The sequence below is a fragment of the Thermalbibacter longus genome, from assembly GCF_023806485.1.
In the GTDB taxonomy this organism is placed as follows: Bacteria; Chloroflexota; Chloroflexia; order Thermomicrobiales; family Thermomicrobiaceae; genus Thermalbibacter; species Thermalbibacter longus.
In genome coordinates this window covers 1-721 of the sequence record NZ_JAMSLR010000041.1, presented here as the reverse complement: position 1 = coordinate 721, position 721 = coordinate 1, and the positions used below count along the sequence as shown (strand labels likewise).

The following is a 721-nucleotide window of genomic DNA, read 5'->3' as shown; positions in this document are numbered from 1 at the left end:
CGGCCAGGTCTCGGCGCCGGGCAGCGGCCGGTAGCGGCGGCAGTCGCTGATCACGCGGCGGCTCATCGCACGTTCTCCCATCCCAGGTAGCCGAGCACGGCGCTGTGGAGCCGCTCGACCAGCTGCTCGACCGTCACGCCCTGGCTGACCGCTGGCTCGGCGGTGGCGATCAGGAGCAGGCGGAGGCCTTCGCGGCAGCGGTAGCAGAGCGCCTCGCCAGCGCTGACCAGAGCGCCGCAGCGGCGGCAGCGCGGCGGCTGGAGCGACGCCAGGCGCATGCTAGGCCTCCTCGTCCAGGGCGTCCACGACGCTGATCGCCACCGTAGCGTCCTCGCCGGCGAGCTCGCGGTCGGCCAGGAAGGCCTCGAGCGCGGCTCGGGCGAAGGCGCGGTCGTCACGGACAGCGGCCGCCAGGAGCAGGCCGGCGTCCCGGTACCCTCGGCAGGCGAAGTGGCTGTAGGCGCGGAGCAGCGCGGCGGTCAGCTCAGGCATGGCGCGCCTCCTCTCCCAGCGCCCCGAAGCGGAGCGCCGCCGCCGAGGCGGCCACGAACGCCTCGCGCTCGGCCTGCTCGGCGGTGATCGGCGCCGGCTGCGACTCGACCAGCACGCTGCCGTCAGGCCCGCGGAGCTCCCACGCATGCTGGACGCCGTCAGTCACCACGCGGACGGTGACCGCGCCGACCTGCTCGGTGGTCACCACCGAGACGTCCGCCGGCAGGCG

At 75.3% G+C, this 721-nt stretch carries 3 protein-coding genes; all 3 read right to left on the bottom strand.

Going from position 1 to position 721, the window contains the following annotated elements:
• Nucleotides 1-62 precede the first annotated feature (62 nt).
• Nucleotides 63-278, bottom strand: coding sequence for a hypothetical protein (locus tag NET02_RS16350; RefSeq protein WP_284058497.1), 216 nt, complete (start codon nucleotides 276-278; stop codon nucleotides 63-65).
• A gap of 1 nt (nucleotide 279) precedes the next feature.
• The gene (locus NET02_RS16345; protein ID WP_284058496.1) at nucleotides 280-492 is read right to left on the bottom strand and encodes a hypothetical protein; all 213 of its coding nucleotides are present in this window, start codon (nucleotides 490-492) and stop codon (nucleotides 280-282) included.
• A partial coding sequence (locus NET02_RS16340) for a hypothetical protein (protein ID WP_284058495.1) occupies nucleotides 485-721 on the bottom strand: 237 nt, incomplete at its 5' end. The genes NET02_RS16345 and NET02_RS16340, both read right to left, overlap by 8 nt.

Excerpts from the sequence above, each read along its gene's own strand:
- NET02_RS16350 (WP_284058497.1), bottom strand. The coding sequence starts at position 278 with ATGCGCCTGGCGTCGCTCCAGCCGCCGCGCTGCCGCCGCTGCGGCGCT.
- NET02_RS16345 (WP_284058496.1), bottom strand. The coding sequence starts at position 492 with ATGCCTGAGCTGACCGCCGCGCTGCTCCGCGCCTACAGCCACTTCGCC.